Genomic DNA, 15,609 nt, shown 5'->3' with positions numbered 1-15,609 from the left:
AGGAGTGCACTTATGTCGATAGTCCGTTTGATTGCCCGCCCGCTGCTCGCCACCGGTTTCGTAGCCGTAGGCGTTGAGCGCCTTCGCAATGCCGACCAGACCGCTGAACAGCTCACCCCCACGCTGAAGAAAATCGGGTCCGCTGTTCCTTCCGCCGCAGCATTCACCTCCAACCCGGCACTCGTGGCCAAGGTTGTCGGCTACACGCAGGTAGGTGCCGCCTCCATGCTCGGCATGGGCAAGTTTTCCCGCCTGGCGTCCCTCCTGCTGGCCGGGACCGCCGCTCTGAACTCCGTGGTGGAGTACCGCAACGCGGAAGCCTCCACCGCAGCAGAGCGGAAGGAGCGGCGCAACCAGCTGCTCAAGAACCTCTCCCTCATCGGAGGCGTACTGCTCGCTGCAGTGGACACCAACGGCCGTCCGGGCCTGGCCTGGCGTGCCGGCCACCTGGCCTCGGATACCGGCCGCAAGACCCGTGCAGTATCCAAGTCGGTGTCCAAGAGCACGCGCAAGCAGCTCAAGGCCGTCTCCAACGCCGCTTCGGACATCGTCGGTTCCTAGCAGCAATGAGCGCTCCGAATGCCGGGGTGCCGGCAGACTGGCCGGCACCCCTCGTATCCTCGCCCGTTGACGCAACCGTCTGCGTGCCGGGTTCGAAGTCGCTGACCAACCGATACCTGGTCCTCGCCGCCCTTGCCGACGGCAGGTCCCGGCTGCGGGCACCCCTGCATTCGCGGGACTCGGACCTGATGGTCTCCGCCCTCCGCAGCCTCGGAGCAACAGTCACGGCCGTCGAGGGCGACGGCGCCTTCGGACCGGACCTGCTGATCGATCCCCTTCCGGCAGCCGCCTTCGGAACGCGCCGGGTGGACTGCGGCCTGGCCGGGACGGTGATGCGCTTCGTCCCGCCCCTGGCGGCCCTTGCAGGCGGCACCACCGCCTTTGACGGCGACCCGCACGCCCGTTCCCGCCCCATGTCCGCCATCATCGGCGCCCTCCGCGCCCTCGGCATCGAGGTGGACGACGGCGGTGCCGGTTCCCTGCCCTTCACGGTCACCGGTTCCGGCCGCGTCACCGGAGGCCGCGTGGACATCGACGCCGGGGCCTCCTCCCAATTCGTTTCAGCCCTGCTGCTGGCAGCGCCGCGCTTCGATGCCGGCCTGCACCTTGTCCACCGGGGCAGCACGCTGCCGAGCCCGGACCACATTGCCATGACCGTTTCCGTGCTGCGCGGCGTCGGAGTCGAGGTCGACGACTCCGTCCCCGGCGAATGGAAGGTGTCGCCCGGCTCCATTGCCGCCTTCGACACAGCCATTGAACCGGACCTGTCCAACGCGGGCCCCTTCCTCGCCGCGGCCCTTGTCACGGGCGGGACGGTCCGGATCAGCGGCTGGCCGGCCGCCACCACCCAGGTCGGAGACAAGTGGCGGAGAATCCTCCCTGAGCTCGGAGCGTCCGTCCATCTGACCGACGGTACCCTCACGGTCACCGGCACCGGCCGCATCCACGGCGCGGACCTTGCCGATACCAGCGAACTGGCACCCACGGTTGCCGCTCTCTGCGCACTGGCGGATTCACCGTCCCGCCTCACCGGGATAGCGCACCTCCGCGGCCATGAGACGGACCGGCTTGCCGCACTCGTCACTGAAATCCGCCGGCTCGGCGGCGATGCCGAAGAAACACCGGACGGCCTGATCATCCGGCCGGCCGCGCTGCACGGAGGCACCTGGGAAACCTACGCCGACCACCGGATGGCCACCGCCGGCGCCCTGATCGGCCTCGCCGTACCCGGCGTCGTCGTCCGCGACATTTCCACGACAGCCAAGACCCTGCCGCAGTTCCCCGAACTCTGGCAGCAGCTGACCCGATCGGCGGGAGCCTAAGCATGCCACGCAGTACCAGCGGCTGGGACGAATCCGACGTCCGCGTCCGGCCGAATAAGAAAGGCTCGCGGCCCCGTACCAAGGACCGCCCGGCCCACGACGACGCCGTCATCGGGCGGATCATCACCGTCGACCGCGGCCGCTACACAGCTGTGGTGGATGAAGACACCGCCAACGAGCGCACCGTCATTGCCGCGCGCGCCAGGGAGCTGAGGCGCACCCCGGTGGTGGCCGGGGACCTGGTGGCACTCGTCGGCGATGTCAGCGGCGCACCGGACACCCTGGCCCGGCTGGTCCGCGTGGAGGAACGCCGGACCCTGCTGCGGCGCAGCGCCGATGATACGGATCCGGTGGAACGCGTGGTCGTGGCCAACGCCGACCAGCTCGTGATCGTGGTGGCAGCGGCCAACCCCGAGCCCCGCACCGGCTTTATCGACCGCGCCCTCGTTGCCGCGTACGACGCCGGGATCTCCCCCGTCCTGTGTATCACCAAGGCGGACATCAAGGACCCCGCCGAACTGCTGGCCAATTACGAACACCTGGACCTGGACGTGATCATCAGCCGCACCGCCGCGGATGACGCTTCCGGCATCGACGCCCGCTCCGATGACGGCCTCTCCGCCCACCTGCAGGGCAGCGCCGTCGAAGCCCTGCACGAAGTGCTGGAGGGAAGCGTCAGTGTCCTGGTGGGCCCCTCCGGCGTGGGCAAGTCCACGCTGGTCAACGCCCTGACGGGTTCGGACCGCGCCACCGGAGGAGTCAACGCGGTGACCGGGCGCGGCAGGCACACGTCCTCCTCCGCCCTGGCGCTGCGGCTAAGCGATGCTCCGGCGGGAAGCTGGATCATCGACACGCCGGGCATCCGCTCGTTCGGCCTGGCCCACGTGGACCCGGACCGGATCCTGCAGGCCTTCCCCGACCTCGAGCCGGGCACGGCCGACTGCGAACGCGGATGCCGGCACGATTCCGCCGCCGTCGGTTGCGGGCTGGACCCCTGGGTGGAAGGCGGACACGCCGGACCCGCAGGGCCCGCACGGCTAGCCTCGCTGCGCCGGCTGCTGGGCACCGGCACCCGCACGGAGAACAGATCCTCCGCAAAGGAGCTCGGGGAGCAATAGCGTTACCCGGGACGGCAGGTTTGTAGCCGCAGGGATTTGTCAGGACACCGCCCGCTAACGGGCGTAATGCGGGGTTGTGCCCGCCGACTAAGGATAAGTTGGACAGTATGCCGTTCGTTCAGAACTACAACGATGACCTGCGCTTGGCCCACGTGATGGCCGACTCCGTGGATGACCAGACCATGTCCCGGTTCCGGGCCCTGGACCTGAAGATCGAAACCAAGCCGGACTTCACCCCGGTAACCGATGCGGACAAGGCCGCCGAAGATGCCATCCGCGGACAGCTCTCACGCGCCCGGCCCCGCGACGCCGTCCTGGGCGAGGAGTTCGGTTCCAGCGGCTCGGGCCCGCGGCGGTGGATCATCGATCCGATCGACGGCACCAAGAACTTTATCCGCGGCGTCCCCGTATGGGCCACGCTGATCTCCCTGGTCGACGACGGCGTGCCGGTGGTCGGCGTCGTCAGTGCCCCCGCCCTGGGAAAGCGCTGGTGGGCCGCTACCGGAACCGGCGCCTATATGGGCCGGTCCCTTGCCGCCGCCACCCGGCTGCGGGTGTCGAACGTCTCCCGGCTCTCGGATGCGTCGATGTCCTATTCCAGCCTCGGCGGCTGGAAGGACCGCGGCAACCTGGAAGAGTTCCTTGACCTGACCGAGACCGTCTGGCGTACCCGTGCCTACGGCGACTTCTGGTCCTACTGCATGGTTGCCGAGGGCGCAGTGGACATTGCCTGCGAACCCGAGCTGAACCTCTATGACATGGCTGCCCTCGTGCCGATCGTCACCGAGGCAGGCGGGCGCTTCACCTCGCTGGAAGGCGAAGACGGCCCGTTCGGTGGAAACGCCCTGGCCACCAACGGGACACTGCACAGTGAGGTGCTGCAGCGGCTGAATCCCGATCTGGACGACCTTCTGTAACCGTGGGTGCTTCCGGACCCCGGCTCGAGGCGCTGCGCCGCCGGCAGCTGGCGGACAGCTACCAGGCAGGCGGGGAACACTATGACCGGATCCGCCCCGGTTATCCCGCCGAAGCCGTGCGCTGGCTGCTGGACCGCTCCGAAGCACCGGGCGCGCCCCCGGTCCGGGATGTGGCCGACGTCGGCGCCGGCACGGGGAAATACACCCGCGAGCTGCGGGCCGCCGGGGTGAACGTCTGCGCCGTGGATCCGTCCCGGGACATGCTGAACCAGCTCTCCCTGCTGCTTCCGGATGTTCCGGTGGCGGTCGGCACGGCCGAAGCCACCGGCCTGCCTGCGTCCAGCCAGGATGCGGTGACCGTTGCCCAGGCCTGGCACTGGTGCGATCCCGCCGCTGCAAGCCGGGAGTTCGCCCGCATCCTGCGCCCGCACGGCATCCTGGGACTGGTCTGGAACCAGCTCGATGTAAGCGTTCCCTGGGTCCACCGCTATTCGCGCATCATCCATGCCGGTGATGTCCTGCGCCCTGGCTTCCGGCCGGAGCTGGGCCCCGAGTTCACGCTCGAAGAGTCCTCCACCGTGGCCTGGACGCAGCCGATGACCCCGGAAGACCTGTGTGAACTGGCCCGGTCCCGTGCGTTCTACTTGTCCGCCGACACCGCCGCGCGGGAAAAACTGCACTCGAACCTCTCCTGGTACCTTTACGAGCACCTCGGACATGCACCCGGGGATCTCCTGGACCTGCCCTACCTCACCCTGACCTGGCGGGCGGTACGGACGGCATGAACCCGGCGTGAGGACCCCGGCCCCTACCTTCTCCTGAGCGTGGGCCTGCTCGCCGCCGCCGTCGGCCTGGCGCTGGGCCGGATCAGCGGACAGCGCGGCGCATTGCGGCGGCAGCCAACATAGCGTTGAATCTGGTTCTGGGCTGTATGGCCGCCGGCGCCGGGCTTCTGGCCCTACTGTCCCTCTGGGTGCCGTCGGGGTGCGCCGCCGCACGGGCCTACATAGAATTGTCGGAATCCGGCGCGGCCGGTGCAGGGAGAACTACCCATGGTCTTCACCTTCGGCATCGAAGAAGAATTCCTCTTGGTCGACCCCCGGACCGGGTTCCCGACCGGAGCACAGGAACTTACGCGCGCTCTGATGTCCCCGGAACAGGCAAATTTCACCAGTTCCGCGGAGCTGCTGGAGGCGCAGGTGGAGAGCGCCACCAGGGTCTGCACCACCCGTTCGGACGCGATGGACGCGCTCCTGGGCTTCCGCTCCAGGCTCGCCGCGGCAGCAGCAGCGGCGGGGGTCGGCGTGGCCGCCACCGGTGCGGCACCGCGGATCCCCGAAACCCCGGCAGTGCTCAACAGCACCGACCGATACCAGCGGATGGGCGCCCTCACCGGAGCGGTCGCCAATGAGCAGTATGTCAACGGCACCCATGTCCACGTGGGAATCCCTTCCCGGGACACCGGCGTCCGGGTGCTGAACGGACTTCGTCCCTGGCTGGCCCTGCTGGGCGCCGTGGCAGCCAACTCACCGTACTGGCGGGGGCAGGACACCAGCTTCGCCAGTTGGCGGATGGTCCACTACCGGCGCTGGTCGGTGCAGGGCTGCCCGCCAGTTTTCGCCGATGCCGCCGACTACGACCGCAGGCTCCAGGGGCTGCTGGCCACCGACGTGGTACTTGACGCCGGCCACGTAGGCTGGGCAGCCCGGCTCTCCGAAAACTATCCCACCGTTGAGGTCCGGATCGCCGACGCCCAGCTTGAGGCCCGGGACTCCCTCCTGCTGGCGGCGCTGATACGTGCGCTGGTCAGTACGCTGGCGGCCGCCGAGCCGGCTGCCGACGTCCCGGAGCCGGAACTGCTCGACGCCGGGCTATGGCAGGCGGCCCGCTTCGGTCTGGGCGGGAACCTGCTCGCGCATCCCGGCGGCAGCACCCCCGCCGCCGCGCACCTGCGGGTGTTGCTGGAGTTCGTGGCGCAGGCGCTGGACGACGCCGGTGACACCGACTTCGTGAGGGCCGGCATTGCCCGGGTCCTGACCTCCGGCACCGGGGCCGAGCGGCAGCGGACAGCCGTCCGTACCGGCGGATACCCGGCGCTGGCGGAACTGTACGCCCGGTCGCTGGGTTCCGAGGCCGGCTGACCCCTGCCGGCGCCACGGCCGATTTGGCAAAGGGGCCCGATGGCCTACTAGGCTCAAACACGACAAAACCAGCGGCACCGGTTGGGGTCCGGCCGCCAAATCCACGGGAGAACTGAAATGGCAACACTGGGCATCGAAGAGGAATTCCTGCTGCTCGACCCCGTCACCGGCCTGCCGGTCCACAAGGCTGCAGAAGTCGAAGCCTTCCTGCAGGACTCTCCCCGCGTCACCGAGGACGAGGTGCAGCGTGAGCTGCTGAGCTGCCAGATCGAAACGGCCACACCGGTTTCCTCCACCCTGACCGAGGCTGAGGAATACCTGCTCAACTTCCGCACCCAGCTGGACGCCGGCGCCCGGAAGGCCGGGGTGATCGCCTCCGGCAGCGCCAGCGCACCGCGCATCGAGGAGCATTACCCGGAACTGACGGACAAGGACCGCTACCGGGACCTCCAGGCAAGTGCCCCGGGCATTGTCGGCGACCAGTTCGTCAACGGCCTGCACGTGCACGTCGCGGTGCCGGACAAGGAAACCGGCGTCCAGGCATTGAACCGGATCCGGGAATGGCTTCCCGCCGTCATCGCCCTCAGCACCAACTCCCCCTATTGGCTGGACCGGGACAGCGGTTTCGGCAGCTGGCGGGTTGTGCACTACCGCCGGTGGCCGGTGCAGGGCTGCGCTCCCCTGTTCCGCGATGCCGCCGACTACGAGCGGCGGATCCAGCGGCTGGTGGACACGGGAGCCATCATCGACCGCGGAGTGCTCACGTGGATGGCCAGGCTCTCGGATACCTACCCCACCCTGGAAGTTCGGGCCGGCGATGCGCAGCTAAGGGCCCGGGACTCCGTCCTGCTCGGGGGCATCATCCGAGGACTGGTCAGCACCGCCGTCGCCCAGGCCCGCGCGGGTGTGCCGTATTCCCGGCCCGACGACGAACTGCTGGACGCCGCCATGTGGCAGGCCGCCCGGGAAGGGCTCGGCGGCAGCCTCGTGGATCCGGTATCCGCCCGGCTGGTACCGGCGCGTACCCGCGTCGAGGACCTCATGGCCTTCATCTCCGACGCGCTGGCGGAGGAAGGGGACACCGAGTGGGTGAATGCCGGCCTGGCAGGTCTCTGGGAACACGGAACGGGTGCCCAGCGGCAGCGCCGGGCCATGCAGGAGGGCGGACTTTCGGCGCTCCTTGACCTGTACGCGCACAGCCTGACCGCTGAGCAGTAGCAACCCCGCAGCCGTCAGCCGCCGGGATAGACGGAAATGTCCAGGATCCGGGCTTCCCAAGGCCGGAGCAGGCGGCGGTCCCCCGCCTCGGCGTAATTGCCCAGCACCAGTTCCCCGGCCTCCAGGTCCGACGGTATCTGCTGCTCTTCCCCGGACACGTTGCCCAGGACCAGCAGGGCCCGGTCCCCGCGGGTACGCCGGTAGGCAAACAGTGTCGGATGGTCCGGGTCCAGCAGGTGGAAATCGCCCAGGGAGACCAGGTCCGACTCGTGCCGCAGCCGGACCAGGGCGCGGTAGTAGGCAAGAACGGACTGGTCCGCGGCGCGGTCGGCTTCCACGTTGACGGCCGGATAGTTCGCTGCCACCGGGATCCACGGTTCCACCTCGGAAAAACCTGCATGCGCACCGCCGGTCCACTGCATCGGGGTCCGGGCGTTATCCCTGCTCATCCGGCGCAGCGCTTCAAGGATCCGTTCCCGGTCCATCCCCTTCCCGAGCGCCTCCGCATAGTAGTTCAGTGATTCCACGTCCCGGTACTGCTCTATCGAGGTGAAACCGGCGCTTGTCATGCCGATCTCCTCACCCTGGTAGATGTACGGAGTGCCCCGCTGCAGGTGCAGCAGGGTGGCCCACATGGTGGCGGATTCGTAGCGGTACTGCCGGTCATCGCCGAAGCGGGAGACCACCCGCGGCTGGTCATGGTTGTTCAGGTACAGGCTGTTCCAGCCCGTTTCCGCGAGACCGCGCTGCCATCGGTTCCAGCTCGTCTTCAGGTCAGGCAAGGACAGCGGACGGTAATCGAACTTGCCGGCGCCCTGGTCCAGGCTGACGTGTTCGAACTGGAAGACCATGTCCAGTTCCTGCCGCCGCGGATCCGTGAACAGCAGCGCCTGCTCGACGGTTGCCCCGGGTGTCTCCCCCACGGTCAGGTATTCGCCGCTGCGGCCGCTGAAGACCTCACGGTGCATTTCCTGCAGGAATTCGTGGATGCGCGGCCCGGAAACGAAGTACGGCTGCCCGTCGCCCCAGATTTCCCCCGGCTCCACCACTCCGTCCGGCAGCGCCGGGTCCTTGGAGATGAAGTTGATGACGTCCATCCGGAAGCCGTCCACTCCCCGGTCCAGCCACCAGTTCATCATCGCGTACACCTTGGTCCTCACCCGCGGGTTCTCCCAGTTCAGGTCCGGCTGCTGCGGCGTGAACAGGTGCAGGTAGTACTGGTCGGTACGAGGTTCGAAGGTCCACGCCGAGCCGCCGAAAAAGGAGCGCCAGTTGTTCGGCTCGGCACCTGGTTCCCCGGGTTCGAAACCCGGGCGGGCGTCCCGCCACCAGTAGCGGTCCCGCTTCGGCGAGGTCCTGGCGGCCCTCGAGGACTGGAAGCCGGGATATTCGCTGGAGGTGTGGTTGACCACCAGGTCCATGATCAGGCGGATGCCGCGTTCGTGCAGGCCGTCCAGCAGGCGGTCGAACTGTTCGTCCGTCCCGAACATTGCGTCGATGCGGCGGTAGTCGCTGATGTCATAGCCGTTGTCGAACTGGGGCGACTGGTGGATCGGTGACAGCCACACTACGTCCACACCCAGCTCGGCCAGGTAATCCAGATGGTCGATGATGCCCCCGAGGTCACCGATGCCGTCGCCGCTCGAGTCGGCAAAGCTGCGCGGATAGATCTGGTAGACGACGGCGTTTGTCCACCAGGCGGGACCGCGAGATGACGCCATGGACACCCCGTCCTTTCACCGTGTCTTCGCATAATACGTCCGGACAGGCGGCCAGCACAGGCCCGCAGTGCCTTACCGTGCAGCCTCTGCCCGGGTCGCCCGTTTTCCTTGTCCGCACCGGTACGCGGCACTAGCGTTGGCGCTGCCGACAGGTCCGGGTGCGGACCTGTCGAAGAACTCAACCGTTTGGAGTAACTGCCATGGCAACACTGACCGTTTGGAAATTCTCGGATGCGGACGCTGCCGAACGCGCAACGCAGACGCTCGCGAGCCTGGAGTCCCAGGGCCTGATCAATGTGCAGGACGAAGCCATCGTGACGTGGCCTGAGGGGCGGAAGAAGCCCAAGACCATTCAGGAACACAACATGGTGGGGGCCGGCGCCTTGGGCGGCGGCTTCTGGGGGCTGCTTTTCGGCCTCATTTTCTTTGTGCCCCTCATTGGTGCCGCAGTGGGCGCCGCCATCGGCGCCATGTCCGGATCCATGGTGGACGTGGGCATCAACGACGATTTCATTTCCCAGGTGCGCCAGGAAGTCACCCCCGGCAGTTCGGCGCTGTTCGTCCTGTCCTCCAACGCCGTCGAAGACCGGGTGGCAGAAGCCTTCAAGGACTTCTCCGGCGCAAAGCTGATCTACACGAACCTTTCCAAGGACCAGGAGGAAAACCTGCGGGAAGCCTTCTTTGAGTCCACCCCGGCCTAGACGCAGGGACGGGTATACGGAAGGACGGCGGCCAAACGGCCGCCGTCCTTTTCTGTTCCGGCAGGCTCACCGGCCTCGCCTACGCCGCCGGCAGCGTTAGTCTGCACCTGCCCGGCCCGGTATCGTTTAACGCGATGATTACACGACGCCAAGCCGCCCAGATCCTTGACATTCCGCTCGAAATGGCCACCCGCCACGGCCTTCCCGCGCGGATGGAGGACACCGAGCTGGCCCGGCTCCAGGCTGACCCGCCCGGATGGCTGGTCCAGTCCCGGGCCAACCGGACCGGAAAGCGGCCGGTCTGGGTGCAGCTGTCCTGCGCCGTCTGCGGATATACCGAGACCGCCCGGCCGAAGAAATGGTGGCCGGATTTCACCTTCATCGCCTGTGAGGACCACCGGGTGCGGGAACTTCCCGAACTGCCTGCCGGAGCGGTACGCACCGAGTACCCCGGCGTCGGGACCCGCTTCATTGGAGTCGTGGACGCCGGCGGAAATTCCGCCGGCGCCTGAGGGCTGGCTACCGTGCGGCGGTGATCCCCGTGCGCGCCATGGCATCTGTATAGGCTGCACGCATGTCGTCCAGTGCTTCCTGCTGCCGTTCGGCGGTGGCACCAAAGGAACGGCCGGAAAGCGAGCGTGCCTTGTACACCTTGATGCTGCGGCGGTAAATCATCCGGTTCTCGGTCTTGAGGAACAATGCCGCCAGGCGCTGTGCCTCGGTGCCGTGCGCCACGATGACGGACGCCCGCGGCACCAGCGCCAGGAAGCGCAGCAGCGGCCGCAGTCCTTCCTGCACCTGTTCCTTGGTCAGCTTGCCGTTGGGCTCGCCCGGAACATGCCAGGGATAGGCGTTCCACGGCATCACGAACTCGGGCCGCAGCCCTGCCTGCCAGTGGACCCCAAGGAGCCGCACGACGGCGTCGTTGTCTCCGGCGGTGATGAACCCTGACTCATGGGCGGTGCCGATGTTGGAAAAGAGACTGATGATCCGGCACTCCCCGATGTCGTGCATGGGATCGATGTAGGGCACCTGGCTTCCCGGTTTCATTTCCGCCAGAGCGTCGCAGAGCTGGTTTACCTCGGCAACATTGGGCTCATAGCGTCGGTTCCAAAGGTCGTCATTCTGGGATTCAACTGCCGGGCTTTGCATAAAGTGGTGCGTCTCCTACGGGGTCTTGCGACCGGTTATACCGCCCGCTCCGGGTCCTGCCGGCGCGGGTACTGCGTACGTCAAAGTTTACCAACGCCCCGTGCCCCGGGCGGGCGTGAATGCACCCGGTAACGCGCCAAACGACGCAGGTGTGAGAAACAACTCTCCTTCGGAGGCCGGGGGGCTTAAACCACGGAAGCGGGGAGCGTCCGCAGACGCTCCCCGCTTCGGGTGGAAATTCTCAGTGGAGATGGGGGGAATCGAACCCCCGTCCGATGTCGCTTTGTCAGGGCTTCTCCGGGCGCAGTCTGCAGCGGATTTTCTCGGTCCCAGCCATCACGCAGACAAGTGGCTGATCCGGACCCAGCCGTCTAAAAGTCCCGAACACCCCAACGGCGAAGGTGTTCAGCAGTGGCCCTCTAAATGACGCCAGGCACCGGGGCGAGAGCATCCCCGGGCTGACGGACTATGCCTTACTGCTTAGGCAGCAAGAGCGAAGTCAGTGCGCTTTGATTCGGCACTTATTGGTTTACAGAGATCGTTAACGAGATAACCCTGTATCCTCGGCCCGCTTCCCCTGTCTCAACAAAACATCGTCGAAACCGGTCATCCCCTTATTGAGTTACCAAACCGGCCAAAGCCGGAACAACCATTATAGCGCATGACGCGCGGCAGGGATCAGAAGGTGATTCCGAAGACCACCACGGGCGCGCGGGAGACGATCAGCAGAACCCACGAAACCGCAACAAAGAACACGGACAGGATGCTCAGCGCCGTCATGCCGGCCGCCTTTCGGCGGAAAGCCCACAGGAACAACGCCACGTTGGCTCCTACCAGCACAGGCGCCGCCCAGACGAGCAGGTGCGCCAGATAAAGGTAATAGACCGCGAAGAACGGAACCACCACCAAGATCACCACCGGCACCACGGCCAGGACAATCAACAGGTCGACGGCCGCGACAATCCACGTCCATACCGGTTTACGTACGGATGCTTCCTCTGTTTCCTCTGCCTGCGGTTCCCAGAACGTTCCGCTCATGCGCCGCGGTTCTTATCCCGCATGGCCCGCAGCGCCTCACGGTTGTCCTGCTTCTCGCGCAGTGTGTGGCGCTTGTCGTACTCCCGCTTACCGCGGGCGACGGCGATTTCCACCTTTGCCCGGCCGTCCAGGAAATACAGCTGCAGGGGAACGATGGTAAAACCGGATTCGCTGGTTTTCCGGAGGATCTTGTCCAGCTGCTCACGGTGCAGCAGGAGCTTGCGCCGGCGGCGGGCGGAGTGGTTGGTCCAGCTTCCGTTCAGGTACTCCGGAATATACGCGGCCTCAAGCCAGAGCTCATTGTTGTAGAACGTAGCGAATCCGTCCACCAATGAGGCCCTGCCCTCGCGCAGCGACTTCACCTCCGTACCCATCAAGACCATGCCGGCCTCGTAGGTGTCCAGGATTTCGTAATCATGCCGGGCCTTGCGATTGGTGGCCACTACCTTACGGCCACTTTCCTTAGGCACGGGGCAACTCCTTAGTAGGTTGAAACGAAAACTCTATTGTAGGCCTACAGCAACTGCATCGGGTCCACGAGATCGCCGTTCAACACCGTCTCGAAATGCAGGTGGCAGCCGGTGGAATTGCCGGTGCTTCCTACATAGCCGATCAGCTGCCCCTGGTTGACCCACTGCCCGGCGGAGACTGCGAAACCGTTGAGGTGGTAATAGTTGGTCGCCAGGACATTGCCGCCCACCACGCCGTGGTTGAGGACAATCCGGTTGCCGGTGCCGATCATTTCCCCGCCGCCCTGGTCTGCCCGCCACACCTCGCCTGCTGCCGGGGCGTAGACCGGGGTTCCGCAGGAAGGCGCAAAGTCGATTCCGGAATGCAGGTACCCGCCGTTGCCGAAGAAGTCGATCGACCCGGGAGGCGTGGCCCGCCAGCCGAACCCGGAGGATACCGGGGCACCGATCACCGGATAACGCAGTCCGAAGGAAGACGGGTTGCTGGGCTGGGGAACGTTCTGGACCGGCGGGGCGGGGCGGTTGTTCCGGGCGGCTTCTTCGGCCGCCGCCCGGTTCGCGGCGTCGATCCGGGCCTGCTCGCGCTTGCGGTATTCCTCGAGCAGGGCCCGCTGCCGCTCGGCGATGTCCGCGGTAACCTGCGCGCTTTCCTTCTCGAGCGTGGCCATCTGGGCCTGGAGCTTCGGCTTCTGTGCCTCCAGCTCCTGGTTCATCGCCGTGGTCTGGGCAACGAGGTCATCCACTTTCTGCTTCTCCGCGGCTGCGGCGTCACGTGCGGACTGCTCTGCCCTGAGTGCCTCTTCGGCCTCGGCCTTGAGCTTGTTGATCTCATCGGCCACGGCAGCCAGCCGGGCCTCGGAGTTCACGTTGTTGGCGTTCTGCTGGGACAGCTTTTCCACCGCTGCGTTCTGGCCCTTCAGCGCCTGTTCCGCCATGCCGAGTGAATCGCTGAGGCTGTCAGCGCCCTTTGCGCCGAACATCAGCGAGAGCGTGGATGGGACACCGCCGTTCTTGTAGGCCTGCGACGCGATCTGTCCGATTGCCTTTTCGGTGGCCGCTATATCCTCGCGGTCCTTTTCGATCTGCGCGGTGATGGTCTCGTGCGTGTCCTGGGCGAGGGCTACCCGGTCGTTCAAGGCGCTGACCTTGCCGGCTGCACTGTCGACGCGCGCTTCTGCGTCGGCAAGCTGCTGCTGGGCCGCGGGGAGCTGGCCCTTGTAAACGTTGAGCTTGGCCACCGTTTCGGCAATGTCTTCGCCGAGGTACTCGTAGTCCTGGTGGACCTTCTCCTTTTCGGCTTCGATGGCCGCCTTGCGGTCTTCGAGCTCGTCGGCGCTGGCCGTACTGCTGAAGGCAACGGAAACGGTCAGGGTCAGGGTCAGGAGGGCCGCAACCGCCGCCAGGGTGCGGGACGCTGGCCCGCGTCCGATCCGTTTAGGCACAGCATTATCCATTGACGAGACTCTCCATGATCTTCAACGTTCTCTTCCCAGTGCTCATGACTCTAGACCTTCAGGTAGCGCCGGAGCGTCAACAGCGAGGATACTCCGGCCAGCAGCGCCCCGAGAACAAGTAGCAAGGGGGTCAGATACAGAACCTGTTCGGAGGAAATGAAGGCAGTAGTGGGGTATTGGCGGGCCAGTGTGCCGATAAAGAAGTGTGCAGTGCTCCACAGGGCAACCGAGGCCAGGACCGCGCCGATAACTGCCGCTATCACGCCTTCCAGCACGAACGGCAGCTGAATGACGGCCTTGGACGCACCGACCAGCCGCATGATGCCCGTTTCCCGCCGCCTGCTGAACGCGGAGAGGCGAATGGTCGTGGCAATCAGCAGAATGGCACAGACCAGCATGACGCCGGCAATGGCCAGGGCCGCAACAGAGGCCAGATTCAGATAGGTGAACATCTTTTCGAACAGTTCGCGCTGGTCGCTGACCGACTCGACCCCGGGCTTCGAGGAGAAGGCCTCGTTGATGACCTCGTATTTTTCCGGATCCACCAGGCTCACGCGGAAGGATTCGGGGAGCATCTCGGCGGTAATGCTGTCCACGATCGGCGAGTTGGCGAACTGCTCGCGGAAATGGGTCAGCGCCGTTTCCTGGTCTTCATATTCGACGCTCTCCACGTACCGGTCCGCCAGCAGGTCCGCCTCGATGGCCTCGCGCTGCTCGTCGGTAACGGCTCCCGAGGCGCAGGCTGCGGATGTGTCGTTATCCGTGCAGAGGTAAACGGCAACCTGCACCCGGTCATACCAGTAGCCCTTCATCTGGCTGATCTGCAGCTGCAGCAGCCCGGCCGCCCCCACAAAGGTCAGCGACACAAAGGTCACCAGGACCACGGAAACGACCATGGAAAGGTTCCGGCGCAGCCCTGAGCCGATCTCGCCCAGCACAAATGCGAGCCTCATTCAGACACTCCGCTCTCTCCGCGCCCCGGCAACAGGGGATCCGGTTCCCGCTCCGGTGCGGGCTCACCCAGGTAGATGCCTTCCTGCTCATCACGGACGATCTTGCCGTTGCGCAGTTCCACCACACGCTTTCGCATGGCGTTGACGATGTCGTCGTCGTGCGTGGCCATCACCACCGTGGTGCCGTTCTGGTTGATCCGGTCCAGCACCTTCATGATGCCCAGCGACGTGGTGGGATCCAGGTTTCCCGTGGGCTCATCCGCGAGCAGGATGCCTGGTTTGTTGACGATGGCCCGTGCAATGGCAACGCGCTGCTGCTCGCCGCCGGACAGTTCGTGCGGCAGGCGGTTGTCCTTGCCTTCCAGGCCTACGGTTTTGAGGACGTCGGGGACGGAGTCGCGGATGACGGCCCGGCTGCGGCCGATCACCTGCATGGCGAAGGCAACGTTCGCGAAGACCGTCTTGTTGGGCAGCAGGCGGAAATCCTGGAACACGACGCCGATTCCCCGGCGCAGCCTCGGCACCCGCCAGCTGGGAATCTTGGCTACGTTGGAGCCGGCCACGTAGACCGTGCCTTTCGTGGCGTGCTCCTCCTTCATGATCAACCGGATGAAGGTCGATTTGCCGGAACCGGAGGCGCCCACGAGGAAAACGAACTCTCCCCGGTCCACATCGAGGCTTACCGAGTTGAGGGCAGGCCGGGATTTCCGGTCATAGAGCTTGGTGACATTGTCGAAAGTGATCATCACTACTTAGTGCCCATGAAGCGGCCGGAGACACGGGCCTTGGTTCGGGGTATGGGCACCGGCCTCTCGACTATAGCCACCTTCCGCCGCAGTGAGC

Annotated in this window: 16 protein-coding genes and 1 other RNA gene; 9 read left to right on the top strand and 8 right to left on the bottom strand. The window is 66.0% G+C overall.

Going from position 1 to position 15,609, the window contains the following annotated elements; translation table 11 throughout:
* Window positions 1-12: 12 nt before the first annotated feature.
* From AC5RT8_RS13785 to AC5RT8_RS13755, 7 genes are all read left to right on the top strand, one after another.
* Window positions 13-561 carry a DoxX family protein gene (locus AC5RT8_RS13785; protein ID WP_494096264.1) on the top strand — a complete coding sequence of 183 codons (549 nt, stop codon included), beginning with the start codon at window positions 13-15 and terminating at the stop codon, window positions 559-561.
* Between the two features lie 5 nt (window positions 562-566).
* Window positions 567-1,883 (top strand): 3-phosphoshikimate 1-carboxyvinyltransferase, encoded by a 1,317-nt coding sequence (gene aroA, locus AC5RT8_RS13780; RefSeq protein ID WP_494096263.1) that lies wholly within the window; start codon window positions 567-569, stop codon window positions 1,881-1,883.
* Window positions 1,884-1,885: 2 nt separating this feature from the next.
* Window positions 1,886-3,001 carry a ribosome small subunit-dependent GTPase A gene (rsgA, locus tag AC5RT8_RS13775; RefSeq protein WP_494096262.1) on the top strand — a complete coding sequence of 372 codons (1,116 nt, stop codon included), beginning with the start codon at window positions 1,886-1,888 and terminating at the stop codon, window positions 2,999-3,001.
* Between the two features lie 107 nt (window positions 3,002-3,108).
* Window positions 3,109-3,918, top strand: a complete 810-nt coding sequence (gene hisN / locus AC5RT8_RS13770) for a histidinol-phosphatase (protein ID WP_494096261.1) — start codon at window positions 3,109-3,111, stop codon at window positions 3,916-3,918.
* Window positions 3,919-3,920: 2 nt separating this feature from the next.
* Complete coding sequence (locus tag AC5RT8_RS13765) at window positions 3,921-4,703, top strand: class I SAM-dependent methyltransferase (RefSeq protein ID WP_494096260.1); 783 nt, start codon at window positions 3,921-3,923, stop codon at window positions 4,701-4,703.
* 267 nt (window positions 4,704-4,970) lie between these two features.
* Window positions 4,971-6,059 (top strand): carboxylate-amine ligase, encoded by a 1,089-nt coding sequence (locus AC5RT8_RS13760; RefSeq protein ID WP_494096259.1) that lies wholly within the window; start codon window positions 4,971-4,973, stop codon window positions 6,057-6,059.
* Between the two features lie 117 nt (window positions 6,060-6,176).
* Window positions 6,177-7,277, top strand: a complete 1,101-nt coding sequence (locus tag AC5RT8_RS13755) for a carboxylate-amine ligase (protein ID WP_494096258.1) — start codon at window positions 6,177-6,179, stop codon at window positions 7,275-7,277.
* Between the two features lie 14 nt (window positions 7,278-7,291).
* Here AC5RT8_RS13755 and AC5RT8_RS13750 read toward each other — a convergent pair whose 3' ends face one another.
* The gene (locus AC5RT8_RS13750; protein WP_494096257.1) at window positions 7,292-8,998 is read right to left on the bottom strand and encodes a glycoside hydrolase family 13 protein; all 1,707 of its coding nucleotides are present in this window, start codon (window positions 8,996-8,998) and stop codon (window positions 7,292-7,294) included.
* 200 nt (window positions 8,999-9,198) lie between these two features.
* Between AC5RT8_RS13750 and AC5RT8_RS13745 the strand changes: the two genes are divergently transcribed.
* Entirely contained in the window at window positions 9,199-9,699 is a 501-nt protein-coding gene (locus AC5RT8_RS13745) for a DUF1269 domain-containing protein (protein WP_494096256.1), read from the top strand.
* Window positions 9,700-9,833: 134 nt separating this feature from the next.
* Window positions 9,834-10,211: a hypothetical protein gene (locus AC5RT8_RS13740; protein WP_494096255.1), complete on the top strand. Its 378-nt coding sequence runs from the start codon at window positions 9,834-9,836 to the stop codon at window positions 10,209-10,211.
* A 7-nt stretch (window positions 10,212-10,218) separates the two neighbouring features.
* On the opposite strand, the gene AC5RT8_RS13735 is transcribed toward AC5RT8_RS13740, so the two are convergent.
* The 7 genes from AC5RT8_RS13735 to ftsE form a co-directional block, all read right to left on the bottom strand.
* Entirely contained in the window at window positions 10,219-10,851 is a 633-nt protein-coding gene (locus AC5RT8_RS13735) for a uracil-DNA glycosylase family protein (protein WP_494096254.1), read from the bottom strand.
* 242 nt (window positions 10,852-11,093) lie between these two features.
* Window positions 11,094-11,465, bottom strand: a transfer-messenger RNA (tmRNA) gene (gene ssrA / locus AC5RT8_RS13730).
* Between the two features lie 64 nt (window positions 11,466-11,529).
* Window positions 11,530-11,889, bottom strand: a complete 360-nt coding sequence (locus AC5RT8_RS13725; protein WP_494096253.1) for a hypothetical protein — start codon at window positions 11,887-11,889, stop codon at window positions 11,530-11,532.
* Window positions 11,886-12,359: an SsrA-binding protein SmpB gene (gene smpB / locus AC5RT8_RS13720; protein ID WP_494096252.1), complete on the bottom strand. Its 474-nt coding sequence runs from the start codon at window positions 12,357-12,359 to the stop codon at window positions 11,886-11,888. Before smpB ends, AC5RT8_RS13725 begins: the two co-directional genes overlap by 4 nt.
* Before the next feature lie 44 nt (window positions 12,360-12,403).
* Window positions 12,404-13,801, bottom strand: a complete 1,398-nt coding sequence (locus tag AC5RT8_RS13715) for a peptidoglycan DD-metalloendopeptidase family protein (protein ID WP_494096251.1) — start codon at window positions 13,799-13,801, stop codon at window positions 12,404-12,406.
* A gap of 62 nt (window positions 13,802-13,863) precedes the next feature.
* Complete coding sequence (gene ftsX / locus AC5RT8_RS13710; protein ID WP_494096250.1) at window positions 13,864-14,766, bottom strand: permease-like cell division protein FtsX; 903 nt, start codon at window positions 14,764-14,766, stop codon at window positions 13,864-13,866.
* Window positions 14,763-15,512, bottom strand: a complete 750-nt coding sequence (ftsE, locus tag AC5RT8_RS13705; protein WP_494096249.1) for a cell division ATP-binding protein FtsE — start codon at window positions 15,510-15,512, stop codon at window positions 14,763-14,765. The genes ftsX and ftsE overlap by 4 nt, the downstream gene beginning before the upstream one ends.
* Between the last annotated feature and the right edge of the window lie 97 nt (window positions 15,513-15,609).

The sequence above is a fragment of the Arthrobacter sp. Ms25 genome (genome assembly GCF_059090365.1).
The sequence above is the reverse complement of the archived record's forward strand: the minus strand, read 5'-3'. Positions and strand labels throughout refer to the sequence as shown.

What these genes read in the sequence shown, in the direction of transcription:
- AC5RT8_RS13785 (WP_494096264.1), top strand. Translation starts at nt 13, where the DNA reads ATGTCGATAGTCCGTTTGATTGCCCGCCCGCTGCTCGCCACCGGTTTC.
- aroA (WP_494096263.1), top strand. Translation starts at nt 567, where the DNA reads ATGAGCGCTCCGAATGCCGGGGTGCCGGCAGACTGGCCGGCACCCCTC.
- rsgA (WP_494096262.1), top strand. Translation starts at nt 1,886, where the DNA reads ATGCCACGCAGTACCAGCGGCTGGGACGAATCCGACGTCCGCGTCCGG.
- hisN (WP_494096261.1), top strand. Translation starts at nt 3,109, where the DNA reads ATGCCGTTCGTTCAGAACTACAACGATGACCTGCGCTTGGCCCACGTG.
- AC5RT8_RS13760 (WP_494096259.1), top strand. Translation starts at nt 4,971, where the DNA reads ATGGTCTTCACCTTCGGCATCGAAGAAGAATTCCTCTTGGTCGACCCC.
- AC5RT8_RS13755 (WP_494096258.1), top strand. Translation starts at nt 6,177, where the DNA reads ATGGCAACACTGGGCATCGAAGAGGAATTCCTGCTGCTCGACCCCGTC.
- AC5RT8_RS13750 (WP_494096257.1), bottom strand. Translation starts at nt 8,998, where the DNA reads ATGGCGTCATCTCGCGGTCCCGCCTGGTGGACAAACGCCGTCGTCTAC.
- AC5RT8_RS13745 (WP_494096256.1), top strand. Translation starts at nt 9,199, where the DNA reads ATGGCAACACTGACCGTTTGGAAATTCTCGGATGCGGACGCTGCCGAA.
- AC5RT8_RS13740 (WP_494096255.1), top strand. Translation starts at nt 9,834, where the DNA reads ATGATTACACGACGCCAAGCCGCCCAGATCCTTGACATTCCGCTCGAA.
- AC5RT8_RS13735 (WP_494096254.1), bottom strand. Translation starts at nt 10,851, where the DNA reads ATGCAAAGCCCGGCAGTTGAATCCCAGAATGACGACCTTTGGAACCGA.
- AC5RT8_RS13725 (WP_494096253.1), bottom strand. Translation starts at nt 11,889, where the DNA reads ATGAGCGGAACGTTCTGGGAACCGCAGGCAGAGGAAACAGAGGAAGCA.
- ftsX (WP_494096250.1), bottom strand. Translation starts at nt 14,766, where the DNA reads ATGAGGCTCGCATTTGTGCTGGGCGAGATCGGCTCAGGGCTGCGCCGG.
- ftsE (WP_494096249.1), bottom strand. Translation starts at nt 15,512, where the DNA reads ATGATCACTTTCGACAATGTCACCAAGCTCTATGACCGGAAATCCCGG.